General features: G+C 69.3%; 14 protein-coding genes and 1 pseudogene. 11 read left to right on the top strand and 4 right to left on the bottom strand.

The genetic code is table 11. The features are described from left to right. The first annotated feature begins 42 nt into the window (after positions 1 to 42). The 5 genes and pseudogenes from chvE to Ahu01nite_RS30640 all read left to right on the top strand — a co-directional run bounded on the left by chvE (position 43) and on the right by Ahu01nite_RS30640 (position 5,276). Positions 43 to 1,155, top strand: a complete 1,113-nt coding sequence (gene chvE, locus Ahu01nite_RS30660; protein WP_203840145.1) for a multiple monosaccharide ABC transporter substrate-binding protein — start codon at positions 43 to 45, stop codon at positions 1,153 to 1,155. A 7-nt stretch (positions 1,156 to 1,162) separates the two neighbouring features. Beyond that, entirely contained in the window at positions 1,163 to 2,713 is a 1,551-nt protein-coding gene (gene mmsA / locus Ahu01nite_RS30655) for a multiple monosaccharide ABC transporter ATP-binding protein (protein ID WP_203840144.1), read from the top strand. Then, positions 2,710 to 3,912, top strand: a complete 1,203-nt coding sequence (mmsB, locus tag Ahu01nite_RS30650) for a multiple monosaccharide ABC transporter permease (protein ID WP_203840143.1) — start codon at positions 2,710 to 2,712, stop codon at positions 3,910 to 3,912. The genes mmsA and mmsB overlap by 4 nt, the downstream gene beginning before the upstream one ends. A gap of 177 nt (positions 3,913 to 4,089) precedes the next feature. After that, positions 4,090 to 4,833: pseudogene (locus Ahu01nite_RS30645) on the top strand (GH12 family glycosyl hydrolase domain-containing protein); the annotation flags it as partial. Positions 4,834 to 4,916: 83 nt separating this feature from the next. Continuing rightward, positions 4,917 to 5,276: a hypothetical protein gene (locus Ahu01nite_RS30640; RefSeq protein ID WP_203840142.1), complete on the top strand. Its 360-nt coding sequence runs from the start codon at positions 4,917 to 4,919 to the stop codon at positions 5,274 to 5,276. A gap of 15 nt (positions 5,277 to 5,291) precedes the next feature. Here the strand turns inward: Ahu01nite_RS30640 and Ahu01nite_RS30635 are convergent, their stop codons facing one another. Further along, the gene (locus Ahu01nite_RS30635) at positions 5,292 to 7,268 is read right to left on the bottom strand and encodes an alpha/beta fold hydrolase (protein ID WP_203840141.1); all 1,977 of its coding nucleotides are present in this window, start codon (positions 7,266 to 7,268) and stop codon (positions 5,292 to 5,294) included. 86 nt (positions 7,269 to 7,354) lie between these two features. On the opposite strand from Ahu01nite_RS30635, the gene Ahu01nite_RS30630 reads away from it, so the two are divergent. Together Ahu01nite_RS30630 and Ahu01nite_RS30625 are read left to right on the top strand one after the other, a co-directional pair. Then, positions 7,355 to 8,515, top strand: coding sequence for a sensor histidine kinase (locus Ahu01nite_RS30630; RefSeq protein WP_203840140.1), 1,161 nt, complete (start codon positions 7,355 to 7,357; stop codon positions 8,513 to 8,515). After that, positions 8,512 to 9,168 (top strand): response regulator, encoded by a 657-nt coding sequence (locus Ahu01nite_RS30625; RefSeq protein WP_203840139.1) that lies wholly within the window; start codon positions 8,512 to 8,514, stop codon positions 9,166 to 9,168. The genes Ahu01nite_RS30630 and Ahu01nite_RS30625 overlap by 4 nt, the downstream gene beginning before the upstream one ends. 23 nt (positions 9,169 to 9,191) lie before the next feature. Here the strand turns inward: Ahu01nite_RS30625 and Ahu01nite_RS30620 are convergent, their stop codons facing one another. Then, positions 9,192 to 9,659, bottom strand: coding sequence for a MarR family winged helix-turn-helix transcriptional regulator (locus tag Ahu01nite_RS30620; protein ID WP_203840138.1), 468 nt, complete (start codon positions 9,657 to 9,659; stop codon positions 9,192 to 9,194). A 111-nt stretch (positions 9,660 to 9,770) separates the two neighbouring features. Between Ahu01nite_RS30620 and Ahu01nite_RS30615 the strand changes: the two genes are divergently transcribed. The 4 genes from Ahu01nite_RS30615 to Ahu01nite_RS30600 all read left to right on the top strand — a co-directional run bounded on the left by Ahu01nite_RS30615 (position 9,771) and on the right by Ahu01nite_RS30600 (position 12,264). Then, positions 9,771 to 10,517 carry an SDR family NAD(P)-dependent oxidoreductase gene (locus Ahu01nite_RS30615; protein ID WP_203840137.1) on the top strand — a complete coding sequence of 249 codons (747 nt, stop codon included), beginning with the start codon at positions 9,771 to 9,773 and terminating at the stop codon, positions 10,515 to 10,517. 10 nt (positions 10,518 to 10,527) lie between these two features. After that, on the top strand, positions 10,528 to 11,397 hold the full coding sequence (locus Ahu01nite_RS30610; RefSeq protein ID WP_203840136.1) for an NAD-dependent epimerase/dehydratase family protein: 870 nt from the start codon (positions 10,528 to 10,530) through the stop codon (positions 11,395 to 11,397). A gap of 9 nt (positions 11,398 to 11,406) precedes the next feature. Next, complete coding sequence (locus Ahu01nite_RS30605) at positions 11,407 to 12,012, top strand: alpha/beta fold hydrolase (protein WP_203840135.1); 606 nt, start codon at positions 11,407 to 11,409, stop codon at positions 12,010 to 12,012. Positions 12,013 to 12,078: 66 nt separating this feature from the next. After that, positions 12,079 to 12,264 carry an alpha/beta fold hydrolase family protein gene (locus Ahu01nite_RS30600; RefSeq protein WP_203840134.1) on the top strand — a complete coding sequence of 62 codons (186 nt, stop codon included), beginning with the start codon at positions 12,079 to 12,081 and terminating at the stop codon, positions 12,262 to 12,264. On the opposite strand, the gene Ahu01nite_RS30595 is transcribed toward Ahu01nite_RS30600, so the two are convergent. Together Ahu01nite_RS30595 and Ahu01nite_RS30590 are read right to left on the bottom strand one after the other, a co-directional pair. Continuing rightward, positions 12,254 to 13,171, bottom strand: coding sequence for a glycoside hydrolase family 43 protein (locus Ahu01nite_RS30595; RefSeq protein WP_203840133.1), 918 nt, complete (start codon positions 13,169 to 13,171; stop codon positions 12,254 to 12,256). The two genes, Ahu01nite_RS30600 and Ahu01nite_RS30595, sit on opposite strands and share 11 nt — an antisense overlap. 86 nt (positions 13,172 to 13,257) lie before the next feature. Beyond that, positions 13,258 to 15,372: a glycoside hydrolase family 43 protein gene (locus tag Ahu01nite_RS30590; protein WP_203840132.1), complete on the bottom strand. Its 2,115-nt coding sequence runs from the start codon at positions 15,370 to 15,372 to the stop codon at positions 13,258 to 13,260. Positions 15,373 to 15,374 lie beyond the last annotated feature (2 nt).

Below are 15,374 nucleotides of genomic sequence, written 5' to 3'. Positions count from 1 at the left end.
GGCCCGCAATGCCGTGGGCCGATGAGATGAAGGAGCCACCGAGTGGGTACAAAATTCCGTGTCCTCGCGGCGCTGACCACGGTCGCAGCGCTGGCGGCGACGACGGCGTGCAGCCAGACGCGCGACGACACGTCCGACTCAGGATCCAGCTCGAACCTCATCGGCATCGCGATGCCGACCCGCAGCCTCGAGCGCTGGAACAACGACGGCGCTCACCTCGACGACCTGCTGAAGAAGGCCGGTTACACGACCACACTGCAGTATGCCGACAACAAAGTCGACCAGCAGATCACGCAGCTCCAGAATATGATCAACCAGAATCCGAAGGTGCTGGTCGTGGCGTCGATCGACGGCACGGCGCTCGGCCCGGTGCTGGCCAAGGCCGCGTCACAGAAGATCAAAGTCATCGCGTACGACCGCCTGATCAACAAGACGCCGGACGTCGACTACTACGCGACCTTCGACAATTATCAGGTCGGCAAACTCCAGGGCGATTTCATCGTCAAGCAGCTCGGCCTCGACGCCGGCAAGGGCCCGTTCAACCTCGAGCCGTTCGCCGGGTCGTCTGACGACAACAACGCCAAGTTCTTCTTCGCCGGCGCGTGGGACGTGCTCAAGCCGTACGTTGACAGCGGCAAGCTCGTCATCCCGTCCGGGAAGAAGCTCGCGAGCGACGCCGACTGGAAGAACGTCAGCATCGACGGCTGGCTCTCGCAGAAGGCCCAGTCCGAGATGGACAACCGGATCAACTCGTTCTACACCGGCGGCAAGAAGGTCGACGTCGTGCTGTCCCCCAACGACTCGCTGGCGCTGGGCATCGAGCAGTCGCTCGAGTCGAAGGGTTACAAGGCCGGCGCGGGCTGGCCGGTCATCACGGGTCAGGACGCCGACCTGGCGAACACCAAGAACATCCTGGCCGGCAAGCAGTCGATGACCGTGTGGAAGGACACCCGGACCCTCGGCGACCAGGTCGCGAAGATGGTGGACCAGATCGTCAAGGGACAGACCGTCGAGACCAACGACACCAAGACCTACGACAACGAGGTCAAGGTCGTCCCGGCGTACCTGCTCCCGCCCGTCGTCGTGACCAAGGACGATGTCAAGACCAAGCTGGTCGACTCCGGGTTCTTCACCGCCGACAAGCTCGGCCTCTGACCCCTCCATGACCGACACGGGTCCCATCCTCGAGATGCGCGGCATCACCAAGACCTTCCCCGGCGTCAAGGCCCTGCAGGACGTCACGATGACCGTGGCGCGGGGCGAGGTGCACGCCGTCTGCGGCGAGAACGGCGCGGGCAAATCCACCCTGATGAAGGTGCTCAGCGGGGTGTACCCGCACGGCAGCTATGACGGCGACATCGTCTTCGAGGGCGACCCGTGCCGGTTCAGGAGCATCCGCGACTCCGAGGAGCGCGGCATCGTGATCATTCACCAGGAGCTGGCGCTCAGCCCGTACCTCTCGATCGCCGAGAACATCTTTCTCGGCAACGAACGGTCCAAGCGGGGCGTCATCAACTGGACCGCGACCAACACGCAGGCCGCCGGGCTGCTGGCGCGGGTCGGCCTGGACGAGCATCCCGACACCAAGATCATCGACCTCGGTGTCGGCAAGCAGCAGCTCGTCGAGATCGCGAAGGCATTGTCCAAGCGGGTGAAGCTGCTGATCCTGGACGAGCCGACCGCCGCGCTCAACGGCGCCGACAGCGCCCACCTGCTCGACCTGATCCGGCAGCTCAAGGAGCAGGGCATCACCAGCATCATCATCTCGCACAAGCTCAACGAGATCGCCGAGATCGCCGACACCACGACGATCATCCGGGACGGCCGGTGCATCGAGACGCTGGACATGCACGGCGCTGAGGCGGTGAGCGAGGACCGCATTATCCGCAGCATGGTCGGGCGGGACCTCGCCCACCGATTCCCGGAGCACACCCCGAAGATCGGTGCGGAGATCCTGCGCGTCGAGGGCTGGACGGTGCACCACCCGATCGACCGGTCCCGGGTCGTCGTCGACGGCGCCGGGCTGAGCGTGCGCGCGGGCGAGATCGTCGGGCTGGCCGGCCTGATGGGCGCCGGGCGCACGGAGCTGGCGATGAGCATCTTCGGCCACAGTTACGGCAGCTCCATCTCCGGGCAGTTGTTCCTGCACGGTGAGCCCGTCACGATCAGGACGGTGGACGCGGCCATCGGGCACGGGATCGCGTACGCCACCGAGGACCGCAAGCACTACGGCCTGAACCTCATCGAGGACATCAAACGGAACACCTCGGCGGCGAAGCTGCAACGGATCTCCCGGTTCGGGGTGGTCGACGCGGCGGACGAGATCACCGCCGCCGACCGGTACCGCCGCGAGATGAGAACCAAGGCCGAGAGCGTCGACGTGCTGACCGGCAAGCTGTCCGGCGGCAACCAGCAGAAGGTGGTCCTCAGCAAGTGGCTCTTCGCCGAGCCCGAGGTCCTCATCCTCGACGAGCCCACCCGCGGCATCGACGTCGGCGCCAAGTACGAGATCTACGAGATCGTCAACCGCCTCGCGGACTCCGGGAAGGCGGTCCTGGTCATCTCCTCGGAGCTGCCCGAACTGCTCGGCGTCTGCGACCGGATCTACGCCATGAGCCAGGGCCGCATCACCGGCGAGCTTCCCCGCGCCGAGGCCACCCAGGAGGGCCTCATGCGCCTCATGACCATGCAGAAGAGCGGAGCACCGCAGTGAGCGCGCCGGCCGATCCTCCCCCCGGGAACACGAGCGGAACACTGACCGCCTATCTAGGGCAGAACCTGCGGCAGTACGGCATGATGGCGGCCCTGGTCGTGATCGTCGTGCTGTTCCAGTTCACGACCGGCGGCAAGCTGCTCTACCCCAACAACATCGCCGCCCTGATCCAGCAGAACGCCTACGTGCTGATCCTCGCGATCGGCATGGTGATGGTCATCGTCGCCGGGCATATCGACCTGTCGGTCGGCTCGGTGGTCGCGTTCCTCGGCGGCCTGTGCGCCCTGATGATCAGTGATTACGACGTGCCGTGGCTGCTCGCCGTGCTCATCTCGATCGTCCTCGGCGGCGTCGTCGGCTGCTGGCAGGGCTTCTGGATCGCGTACGCAGGCATCCCGGCCTTCATCGTCACGCTGGGTGGCATGCTGCTGTTCCGCGGCCTGGCGATCGTGCTGGTGGGAACGACGGTGGCGGGCCTGCCGGCGGGCTTCAACGACATCAGCAACGGCTCGCTGCCCAGCGCCCTGGGCTTCCTCGCCGACCTGGACGGCCTGACACTGCTCATCGGCATCGTCGCCATCGCGGGCCTGGCCGTCAGCCAGATCCGCGCCCGGCGCTCCCTGCTCCGCAACAACCTGCGCGTCGAACCGTTCCCCGCGTTCGTCATCAAGCTCGTTGTCTCGGCCGCGGCGATCGCCTACATCACCTACCTGCTGGCGAAGAGCGCCGGCGGCACCCCCATCGTCCTGATCATCGTCGCCCTGCTGGTCCTGCTGTACACGTTCATCATGAACAACACCGTCTTCGGCCGGCACATCTACGCCATGGGCGGCAACCTGCCGGCCGCGGTGCTGTCCGGCGTGAAGACCAAACGCGTCAACTTCATGATCTTCGTGAACATGGGCCTGCTCGCCGGCGTGGCGGCCGTGGTCACCACCTCCCGCGCCGGTGCCGCGGTGGCCGCCGCCGGCCAGAATTTCGAGCTCGACGCGATCGCAGCCGCGTTCATCGGCGGCACGGCCGTCAGCGGCGGCATCGGCAAGGTCACCGGCGCCATCATCGGCGCGTTCATCATGGGCGTCCTGAACATGGGCCTGTCCATCATGAACGTCGACCCCGCCTGGCAGATGGCGGTCAAGGGCCTGGTCCTCATCATCGCCGTGGCCTTCGACATCCTGAACAAGCGCCGCGGCAAGTAGGCCCGCGGGCAGCCGCTCAGCGGGTGATCACCGCGGCGGCCGTCTTTACCCAGAATGCAATTACATAGTCGTACTTCGATATGTTAACGCCATGGGCGGGAAATTTCGGGGTTACCACTTCAGTCGTCGATCGTGACGGCGGATGCTGGGAGCGCTCCCGAGACCCTAGGAGATCCCATGAAGAAACTGCTCATCGCCTGCGTCCTCGCAGCCGGCACCCTCGGCGTCGTGACCCCCACCGGCCCCGCCCGGGCGGACACCCGCATCTGTGATCAGTACGGCAGCACGACCATCGGTGCCCGCTACGTCGTGATGAACAACCGCTGGGGCACCAGCGCCGAACAGTGCATCAACGTGACCGGCAGCGGCTTCAGCATCGTCAGCCAGAAGGGCACCGGAAACACCAGCGGTGCTCCCGTGTCGTACCCGGCTGTCTACTACGGCTGCCACTACGCCAACTGTTCCCCCGGAACGGTGCTGCCGCGCCAGGTGAGCGCGATCACGAGTGCCACCAGCAGCATCAATTACACGTACGTCGCCGGAGCGACCTACGACGCCGCGTACGACATCTGGCTGGACCCGACACCGCGGACCAACGGCGTCAACCAGCAGGAGATCATGATCTGGTTCAACCGCCAGGGCAGTATCCAGCCCATCGGCTCGGTTGTCGGCACGACCACCGTGGGCGGCCGGAGCTGGCAGGTCTGGCGGGGCAGCAACGGATCCAACGCGGTCATCTCCTATGTGGCACCGTCCGCGATCACGAGCTGGAGCTTCTCCGTCCTGGACTTCATCAACGACGTGCGCAACCGCGGCGCCATCACGAATTCCTGGTATCTGACGAGCATCCAGGCGGGATTCGAGCCCTGGATCGGCGGATCCGGCCTGGCGGTGTCCTCCTTCTCGGCCGCGGTCACCGGCTGACGGAGCATCCGGTCACCTGAGTTCACAAAACCGGTTCAGTTAACGGGTGTGGACTTCCCGGACGAGGAAAAGACAGATGCATGGCAATCCATACTGACGATCTGATCAGCTGCCCGGCCAGGATCACGCTCGACGCGGCACAACTGGCGTTCTTCAATGAGCTCCCCGTGGATGCGCCGAGCGTGCAGACCGAGCTCAGCTGCGAACTCGAACAAGGTCATGAGGGATCACACGCCGCCCTCGGTCAGCAGGCCGACACGACCATGTGGTGGATCCAATGGACGTTGAGCGCGTCGGAGATCAACCCGTTCACGTGGTGCCCGGTGAAACAGCAGCCGGGAGTGCCGGACCGTGACGACCTGGAATGCACCCTGTTCGCCGGGCACTCCGGTAAGCATTCCTCCACCAGGCGCTCCTGGCACAGCGAGGAGGCCGCCTGAACCGGTTTCAGCGGTTCAGGCCTCGGCCGGTTCCTCGCCGCCCACCGGCCGGCGAAGGCGTGTTTCCAGGATGACCAGGGCAAGGTTCGACGCCGCGGCCGCGCCGGCGATCGCGGTCAGCGCAGCGGTGAGGGCCGAGCCGGCGCTGTAGCCGAGCAGAGCCCCCGCGAGGGCCGCACCGAGGGCGACGGCCAGGGCGGTTCGCCGCGGGCGGTCGTGCCGGACCCACACCGCCCAGGTACCGAGGCCGACGGCTGCGCCCACCGCGGGAACCACCACGGCGGTGCCGATGATGAAGGCGTTCAGGTCCAGGGTCCAGACGAGCAGAACGGCGAGGAACCAGCCGCCGAGACCGAGCGGGAGCGGGGTGAGGATCCGTAGCCACATCCCGGCCCGGGGGCGGAATCCGCCGCGGCGTGCGCGGCGGGCCAGCGCGGCCAGCAGTGCCAGGGCGAGCAACGATCCGCCGGCGGTGACACCGGCCAGGATGGTGGCGATGGCCGGCATGGACAGCGATCCGGGCTCGAAGTCGACCGGGCGGTTCCCGAATGCCGCGTCGTCGACCCTGCCGCTGTCGTAGAAGGTGTTCAGCAGGTGCCGGCTGGCGTCCGCGTCGTCCCAGAAATCGGCGCTGTGACCCCGTTCCGGCAGGATGACCTGGTGGCCGTTCGACAGCAACGGCAGCAGATCAGCGGTGGCCGTCCGGGCCGGAGTGGAGAAGTCGAGGGTGCCGCTGATCAGGAGGGTCTCGACGTCGGTGGGCCGCGGCGTCCGGTATTGCGCGTTGTCCGGGCTGTCCGGCCAGACCGTGGCGTAGCCGGCGGGCCCGCCCCAGAGGAAGTTCGTGCCGTCGCTGCGCAGGACGGAGCCGGGATCGCCGCCGGCACGGTAGAAGCTCTCCGCCGCGGGCGCGTCGATCATCGCGAACGAGGCGAACTCGCCCCAGACGATCGAGCTGGGTAGTTGCAGCTCGCCGAGCACCGACATGGCCCACAGGGCACCCGGCCCGCTGAGGTAGGCGTCGATCACGGTGGGGGCGTTGAGCGGTGCGGAGCTGCGGCCGTTGTGGTGCATGCCGAACATGCTGGCGGCCCGCACGGAGCCGGCGTGGATGGCGAACGGGCCCCAGCGCCGCGGCATGGCGGTGGTGACGTCGCGCATCGAGGCTGCCAAGTCGTCCGTACGCGCGGAGCACCCGGAGTCGGCGGCGCACAGCTGGCCGTACCGGGAGATCTGCTCGTCGGTGATCGCCGGGTCCCAGACCATGTGGCCCGGCGGGTTCACCCCGACCATCGCCGAGCGGAGCAGTGACGTGGGGTGACGCCAGGAGTAGACCATCGCCGTACGGGTCCCGGCGCTGGTGCTGAACAGGTTGATCTTCTGGTAGCCCAGGGCGGTGCGGGCGGCTTCGAGGTCGTCGACGCGCTGAGCGACGGAGTACCCGGTCAGGTCGACGCCGTCGCCGGTCAACCGCCGGGCGCAGGCGGTGAAGCCCAGGGTGGCGGCCTGCTGGGACTTCGCACCGGTGAGGTCGCCCTTGGCTTGTCTGAGCCCGGTCACCTCGGGGCAGTCGAGCCGCCGCGAGCCGTCGACGCCCCGGTAGCCGACGAGGACCACGTCCCGGTCCGCGGTAAGCCGGCTCGCCTGGGGAAAGGTCATGTTCGTGGAGCCGGGGCCGCCGCCCAGCCGGAAGACGGGTTCGCGGGGTTGCGGCGCGGTGGCAGGGATCCGGATCACCGGTAACGCGATCAGGTCGGCTGCCGGGTCGTTCCTGTTCTCCGGCACCACCAGGGTGCCGCAGTCAGCCCGCACATCGCCTGCTTCGGTTCGGTAGTCGCATCGGGCCATTGCCAGGTCACCGGCCCGTGCGCCGTCCGGCACGGCGAGGGTGCCGTGCGGCCACACCGCCAGCGCGGCCAGGGTGACGAGGATCCCTGCGGTGAGGACCAGGGCGACTGCCCGGGGCAGAGCGCGGCGGCGGATGTCTTCCATGGCAGCAGAAGCTAGGACTTCTCGCCGCCCGTTGCCTCCCTCACGCGGGGGAGGCGCGCGGGGCGGTTACCCGTCATGATCACCGGGTGAGTCGTTCCGACCGGGCACGCCGTTTCCTGGCCGGTCAGTCGCTGCTGGTGGCCGGTGCGTGTGTGGTCGTCGATGTGCTGGCCTTCGCCGTCCAGGGTCTCCCGCCCGTCACCTTCACCTGGGTCGTGGCACTGCTCGCCGTCATCGCCGCCGACGCGCTGCTGGCCACCCCGACCCGGTGGTCCGGCTGGGTCGCCGCGGCCGCCGTGGCCGTCAACGCGGGCTGCGGCCTGCTGCTGGGCGGGCCACCGAGCCTGCGGCTCAACGAGGCCGGCGTCCTGGTCGCCGCATACCGGGCGGGGGCGTGGTTGCGGGGCGTACCCGCTGTCGTCTCCCTCGTGGTGGTGATCGGAGGCATAGTGCCGGCGTTCCTCGCGCGCGGGCATCCGCTCGACTGGTACGTCGTCATCGCGGCCGTCAAGACCGGCCTCGTGTCCTGGGTGGTGGGCCGGTACACGACAGCCCGGCGGGAATTCCTCGACGAGCTGCGACGACAGGCCGAGGAGGAGGAGCGCGACGCCCGCGAGGCCGTGAGCCGTGCCATCGCCGCGGACCGCGCCGGGATCGCGCGGGACCTGCACGACGTGGTCACCCATCACGTCAGCGCGATCAGCGTGCACGCCGGCGCCGCGCGGCTGCGGCTGACGAGGACGGACGCCGATCCGGCCGCGCTCCTGTCGCTGAGATCGGTGGAGGACGCCAGCCGCTCCGCACTCGGCGATCTGCGCAACATGCTGGACCTGTTGCACGGCGTACCCTCCGCACCGCAGCTGGGTCTGGCCGACATCGATGACCTGCTGCACGGTTTTCGCGCGGCGTCCATCCCCGTCCGGCTGCACATCACCGGCGAGCCGTTCATGCTGCCGCCGGCCGTCGACATCGCGCTCTACCGCGTCGCCCAGGAGATGCTGACCAACGCTCTGCGCCACGGTGACGGTGGGGTCATCACCGTCACCGTCCGGTACGAGGGCCGTACGGTCGAGGTCACGACGCTCAACCCGTACCGGCAGCCGGGACCGGTGAGCGGTGGTGGCCGCGGGCTGGCCGGCATCCGCAACCGTGTCCACGCGCTCGGGGGCCGGCTGCACGCCGGCCCGAGCGCGCAGGGGCGTACCTGGAGCACCTCGGTCTCCTTCCACCTGCCGGAGCTGACATGACGATCTCGGTGCTGATCGCCGACGACCACGAGGGGTTCCGCTCGGGGTTCCGGGCGATCCTCGACACCCAGGACGACATCGTCTGCGTGGCGGAGGCCGGCGACGGTGAGCAGGCCGTCGCGCTGGTCCAGCGGCTGCGACCGGACGTGGCGGTCCTCGACATCCGCATGCCGCGCCGGGACGGCCTGGGCGCGGCGAAGGCCATCCTGGCGTTGCCCGGCAACCCCACGCAGGTCGTCGTCCTGACAACGCATGACACCGACGAGTACGTCCACCAGGCCGTCCACGCCGGAGCCCGGGGCTTTCTGCTCAAGTCGATGCCGCCGGAGGAACTCATCGCCGCCGTCCGCATCGCCGCCCGCGGTGACGTCCTGATCGATCCGTCGATCGTGCGCCGGCACCTCACCCGGTTCGCCGATGCCCTGGACCCGGTCGCCCTGCCCGTGGAGCTGGAACAACTGACCGGGCGCGAACGTCAGGTGCTGCAGTCGCTGTCGCGGGCACACAGCAACGCCGAGATAGCCCGCCAGCTCCACATCGGCGAGCAGACGGTCAAGACCCACATCTCGAACATCCTGCGCAAGCTGCAACTACGCGACCGCACCCACGCGGTCGCCTACGCCCACCTGACCGGATTCGCCGATCGGCCCTGAGACCGGACCTCACCCCGGAGTTGTCAGCAGTCCGTTTCGACGGGAACGCCCGACTCTCGCTGGGCGGTCTGCGCGACCTTGGACAGCAGGGCGCGTAACTGCCCGGCCTCCTGCTCGTCGAGGTCGGCGAGGACCCGGGCCTCGGCGGCGGTGAGGCCCTGTCTCACCTGGTCGAGGCGGGTGCGGCCGGTGTCGGTGATGAGGACCTGGCGGGCGCGGCGGTCGCGGGGATCGGGGCGGCGGGTGACAAGACCCTGCGCCTCGAGGTCGTCCAGCAGGTAGGTCATCACGGTGCGGTCGAGGCTGACCTCCCTGGCCAGCGCGAGCTGCGTGGGCGGCTCGCCGCCGGCGAGGGCGACCAGGACAAGGTAGCCGCGCGGCCCGCCGGGCAGGCCGGCGACGGATTCGATGGCGGCGCGGCTGAACGCGCTGGAGACCAGGCGGATCGCCCAGCCCAGATCGGTTTCCAGCGCCAAGCCGGTTTCTCTCACCCAGCGAGCCTACCTCAAGAGCTAATGAGCAGATGTTCTTGCGAGCAGAACATCTGCCGTGCATAGTTGTTCGAGCAAGCGACGAACAGCTATCGGAAGGTGAGACGACCCATGAGCAACGCATTGCACGGCAGGACGGCGCTGGTGACCGGGGCGACCTCGGGAATCGGCTCGGCCATCGCGCTGAGCCTGGCCCGGCAGGGCGCCGGGATCGTCCTGCACGGACGGGACGAGGCTCGCGGCGCGGCGGCGGTGAAGGAGATCACGGCCGAGGGTGGCATCGCCCGGTTCGTGGCCGCGGACCTCACCGACGCGGAGGACACGCTGCGCCTGGCCCGCGAGACCGGCGACGTGGACATCCTGGTCAGCAACGCGGGCCTGTACGAGTTCGCCCCGACGTCCGCGACCGGCGCCGCGAGCTTCGACCGGCACATCGCGGTCAATACCCGAGCACCGTTCCTGCTGGTCGGGGCGCTGGCGCCGGGCATGGCCGCGCGGGGCCACGGGTCGATCGTGCTGGTGGGGTCGAGTGCGGCACGGCAACCCGCCGCCGTCGGTGCGGCCTATGGCGCCTCCAAGGCCGGAGCGGAGATGCTCGTCCGCTACTGGGCGACGGAGTTCGGCCCTTCCGGCGTACGCGTCAATGCCGTCTCACCGGGCCCGGTGCGCACCGAGGGCACCGTGGCGATGCTCGGTGACCACATCGCGGCACTGGACACGACCAACGCACGCGGGCGGGCAGGCAGTCCCGGCGAGATCGCCGATGTCGTCTCGTTCCTGGTCAGCGATGCCAGCAGCTACGTCAACGGCGCCGTCCTGTTCGCCGACGGCGGCGAGCGCAGCGCCCTGCCCGGCTGAGGACGAGCAGATGAACGTCTTCGTCATCGGTGCCACCGGCTTCGTCGGCGGAGCCCTCGCCCGGCACTTCGCCGACGGCGGGCACCGGGTAACCGGCCTCGCCCGCACCGAGCCGGCGGCAGCCACCCTCGCCGCCCAGGGGATCCACCCGGTATCCGGCGACCTCGGAATCAGGCGATCCGCCACGGTGCGCGCGGCGCTGCGATCCGACGTGGTGATCTATGCCGCCCAGGCCGATCCGGCGCAGGAGACCGCAACCGTCGGGGAGCTGACTCGCGCGATGGCCGGGACGGGGAAGACGCTCATCTTCCTCTCCGGCAGCGGTGTCCTCCTGCAACGCACCGCGGGCGCCTGGAGCCAGGACACCTTCGCCGAGCACGATCCCTTCACCGTCGAGCCGCTGGCCGCGTTCCGCAAGGCAGCCGAGGACACCGTCCTCGGTGCCGGCCTGCGTGCGATGGTCATCCGGCCCGGACTGATCTGGGGCCCCGGCGACCACGGCCACGTGCCGATGATCTACCGGTCGGTCGCCGCGACCGGGGCGGCCTGTTACGTGGGTCCAGGCCTGAACACCTACAGCCACGTCCACATCGGAGATGTGACCCGCCTCTTTGGCCTGGCCATCGAGAAGGGCCGCCCGGGCGGGCTCTACCACGCCGTCGCCGGGGAGGTCCCCAACCGCTGGATCGCGGAGCGGGTCGCCGCCGACCTCGGTGTCGAAGCCCGCAGCATCACGCCGGCGGAGGCGACGGCGGTGTGGGGCGAATTCGGCGCCCTCGTCATGGCCGCCTCCAGCCGGCTCCGGGCGGTCAGCACCCGCCGCGAACTCGGGTGGGAGCCCGAGCATTTCGACATGTTGTCCGCAATCGGCAAACCCTAGGAGGACAAAGTGCCCGGATTCACCACGCACACCGTCGACACCAACGGCACGACCCTGTCGGTGGCCGTCGGCGGGGACGGGCCCACGATGGTCCTGCTGCACGGCTGGCCCCAGACCGGCCACGCCTGGCGGCACGTCATGGGACAGCTAGCCGAGCGGTACACCGTCGTCGTTCCCGATCTCCGCGGAGCCGGAGCCAGCGCGCTCGCGGACCACGGCTACCGCAAGACCAACCAGGCGCAGGACATGCGCGGCGTACTCCAGCATCTCGGCCTGTCCGGGCCGTCGGTCGTCGTCGGCCACGACATCGGCGCCATGGTCGCCTTCTCCTGGGCCGCCGCACACCCGGACGACGTCGCGGCCCTCGTCCTCCTCGATGTCCTCCTCCCCGGCTTGGGGCTGGAGGAGGCCATGGACGTCGCGAACGGCGGGATGTGGCACTTCGGGTTCTTCATGCAGCCGCGCCTGCCCGAGATGCTGTTCGACGGTCACGAGCTGGAGTTCTTCACCGCGACGTTCACCGCCATCAGCAACCCGGGCACGTTCTCCGACGAGGACCTCGCCTATTACGCCCGCGCCTATCGGGGCAGAGAGCGGCTGGCCGGCGGCTTCTAGCAGTACCACGACCTGCTGGAGGACGGCCGGGAGAACCGCGCGCTGCTGCAGGGCCAGCCGCTGACCATGCCGGTCCTCGCGATCGGCGGCGGCGACCGCACCGGTTCCGCCGTCGCCGAGGCCCTGCTCCCCCACGCCCCACGACTCACCGGGCTCGTCGCCCCGACCGGGCACTTCGTCGTCGAGGAGGATCCCGCCTGGTTCCTGCAGGCCCTCACCGGCTTTCTCGACCCCGCCCCGGTCAGCCGGTGACCAGCGGGGCGGGCTGGGGGTCGGCGGTCGGGCCGTGGACGACCGGTTTGCCGTCCACCCAGTCGAGGCGGTCCAGCCACATCTGGCGGCCGGGGGTGGCGCTGCCGATCGCTACCGGTTGCCAGGCGTGGTAGAGCAGCCAGGTCGTTCCGTCGGGCAGGGTCACCGGGTAGCAGTGGCCCGGGCCGGCCGCGGATGCCGAGGACTTCAGGATCGGGTTCTCGGGGGCGTCGTGGCAGGGGCCGGCCGGGGTGTCGCAGGTGGCGTAGCCGACGGCGTACTTGTCGGAGTCGTAGGCGTTGGCCGAGTAGAACAGGTAGTACCTGCCGTCGTTCAGGACCATCTCGGGGGCCTCGATCACCGCGCCCTGCCACGGTTTGTCGTTGGTGAGCAGGATGGTTCGCTCGCCGACCAGCGACAGGCCGTCGGCGGACAGCTTCTGGGCGTAGAGGTGGGTGGGCTCGCCGACGCGGTTACCGTCGTTCTTCCAGTAGAGGTAGAGCGTGCCGTCGGTGTCGCGGAACGGGTTCGCGTCGATCGAGCCGCCCTCGTCGTCCTGGCAGATCAGCGGTTCGTCGGTGGGTGTGAACGGGCCGTCGGGGGTGTCGGCGACGGCGGTGCCGATGCACTGGCGGTAGGCCTTGGTCCAGGACGCGGTGTAGTACATGACGTACTTGCCGGCGTCGGTGCGCAGGACCTCGGGGGCCCAGGTGTCGCCGGTCTTCGCCCACTTGCCGACCTCGGGCAGGACGTCGCCCTTCTCGGTCCAGTGGACGAGGTCCGTCGAGGTGAGCAGCGGGATGTTCGCGGCCGGGCTGTTGGTGCCGTACGCGTAAAAGGTGTCCCCTACCTGGAGAACGCCGGGGTCGGGGAAGTTGCTGGTGTAGACGGGGTTGCTGAAAGTCACGGGTTCTCCCTGAGGAGGAGGCGGGGGCGAGGAGGAGCAGGCGGCGGCCGTCACGAGGACGACCGCCGCCGCCGCGAGCCTGCGGATCACGGTTGGTGGATCCGGACGTAGTCGAACCGGGCGGTCACCGCCGGGGTGGCGCCGCCGTGCGCGTCGAGGCCGATCTTCGGGGTGGTGCCGGCCGGGAAGGTCCAGGTGCCACCGAGCGTCCATGTACGCCCGTCCGTGCTGGACTCGGACCGGAAGTGGTGCTCGCCGGTCCGCGGGTCGAGCGTGTGGACCAGCCGCAGCCACGTGGTGACGGCCGGGGTGCCGACGGTGACGCCGCCATACGCGAGCTGACCGGCGTACGGGAATTCGCGGCCGAACTCGATCTGCCGGGTGTTCCAGATCGCCACCGTGTCGAGGCGGGCGAAGTCGTCGTCCCCGGCGTAGGCCACGAGACCGGCCTGCTGATAGTTGCGCACGTCGTCGACGCCCACGTCGAGCGTCACCTTGGTCTCGACCGTGTAGTCGCCGCGGGGTGCGGTGCGGGTCAGCACGCCCGCGGTGTTGGCGGTGCCGCTGAGGTCGCCCGCCTCGACCGGCCAGTTCAGCGTGCCGCCGGCGATGGTGACCGCGTCGTCCTGCCGCACCCAGGTCCAGCCCGCCTTCAGCGCCGGGCCGGAGAAATCGTCCGACCAGGTCACCCTGCCGAGCCTGGGCGCCGCGACGGCCCCGGTCACCGGCCGGTAGAGCCGCTGGACGCTGAAGTTGTCGACGTCGCCGCGCCCGGTGAATCCGGCCGTGGTGCCCGGCATGACCTTCAGGCTCACCGCGACGATCGGGCCGCTCTGGCGGGCCTCGGTGACCTCGGCGGTCAGCTGGTTGCCGCGGATCGAGACGGCCAGGTTGTGCCAGGTGCCGAAGTCGAGACCGGACGGCAGGGCTGCCCACGCACGACGGGAACCGGAGGTGGCGATCAGCCGGCCCGCCCTGCGGTCGATCGTGACCGTGGCCGGGCCCGCTGTCAGGCCGAGGGCCGAGTCGGCGGGAACACGAAGGTCGGCTTCGACGCGTACGTCACCCGCGCCCGACTGTCGCCGGACCGTTCCGCTGCCCGTCGCGTACCCGTCAACGGTCTTCCAACCGCGAGGCAGCCAGCCGGGCGCCGTGCTGAAGTTCTGCGACCCGGCCGTGACCGGCGCCGCCTGGGGTGTGTCGGACGCACCGGCGCCGGCCCGCACGGTCGGCCAGCCGCCGATCCAGTCGAGCCGGTCGACGAGCATCGGCCGCCGGTTGATCCCGTACGCGGCGTCGAGATACGGATTGTTCCGATCGATCCCGTGGTAGACGAGGTAATCCTGGCCGGACAGATCGGTGACCATCCCGTTGTGCCCCGTACCGACCCACTTGTTGCCGTTCTGGGTCAGCACGGGGGTGCCACCGGTCCGGGAGGCGAGCATCGACATGCCGTTCGCGTCGGTGAACGGCCCGAGCGGCGAGGCCGAGCGCCCGACCGAGACCGCGTAGCCGGTGGCCGGGCCGGCGCAGCAGTTCGACGACGACGCGAAGAGGTAGTAGTAGGCGTCGTGGCGTACCACGTAAGCGCCCTCGTACTTGTTGTCCAGCGCGACCTGCGTCGCCGACCCTGCCGGGTGCAGCCCGTCCGCGCTCAGCGGCACCACCGAGATTCCGCCGTAGTAGCTGCCGAAGTATAGGTACCGGGAGCCGTCGGCCGCGGTCAGCTCAGCCGGGTCGATGGTGTTGAGCCAGCCGCCGGAGCCGCCCGGGCGGGGCGCGACGACCGGTTCGCTCTGCTGGGTCCACGGGCCGGCCGGGGTCGGCGAGGTGGCCACACCGATCGCGAAGTCGTTGGTGTCGGTGGACGTCGTGGTGTCGGTGACGCCGTAGTACATGACGTACCGGCCGTCGAGGTATCGCACGTCCGGTGCCCAGTACGAAGCTCCGGGCGCGACGTAGGGTGCGGCCGTTCCGGTCAGGGCGTCGCCGACGTACGTCCAGTCGGTCAGGTTGCTGGATCGGCCGATGGGGATGCGGTGTGCCGTGCCCTCGCCCGACTTGAGCGGGTCGGAGGTGCCGTAGGCGTACCAGTAACCGTCCTGGCCGTGGATCACGGTCGGGTCGGCGAACGTGTCGGCGAACCCGTGACTCACCGGGTTGACCAGCATGGATGTCATCAACAGGAGGGCTCGGAGCATTC

This window comes from Winogradskya humida (assembly GCF_016862215.1).
GTDB lineage: Bacteria > Actinomycetota > Actinomycetes > Mycobacteriales > Micromonosporaceae > Actinoplanes > Actinoplanes humidus.
This window is presented reverse-complemented; position numbering and strand designations above follow the sequence as displayed.